Annotated in this window: 1 protein-coding gene; it reads right to left on the reverse strand. The window is 59.7% G+C overall.

Translation table 11 applies throughout. The annotated features are described in order from the left end of the window. The coding region (locus R0J87_RS19010; RefSeq protein ID WP_498888177.1) for a hypothetical protein at positions 1-345 on the reverse strand (345 nt) is incomplete at both ends.

Raw genomic sequence — 345 nt, forward strand, 5'->3', positions numbered from 1 at the left:
CTTTAATGTCATTGCTCTGCTGATCCAGCTTGCCTGTGGCGCTGAGTAAGCGCTGCTCGACCGCACTTTTGACATCCTGGGTGCTTGTCGTCAGCTCGCTTTTCAGGGTCTCGAGCTGAGCTCGCAGCGCACTAACCTGTGCCAGCTGGTCGCGGTTTTGCTGGTGGCCGTGATAATACAGGCCGGCACCCAACAGGATAACCAGAGCAATGGCGACCCAGCCGGTTTTGCTGCCTTTGCCTGATGCGGCGGGGGCAGCAGGCTGGCTGGCGGCAGACGACTTAGGTGGCGTGCCGGCAGTGTGTGGCGTTTCCTTGGCCTTGGAAGAGGCATCAGACTGCTTGT

The organism is Halomonas sp. SIMBA_159 (assembly GCF_046536035.1).
GTDB classification, from domain to species: Bacteria; Pseudomonadota; Gammaproteobacteria; order Pseudomonadales; family Halomonadaceae; genus Vreelandella; species Vreelandella venusta_A.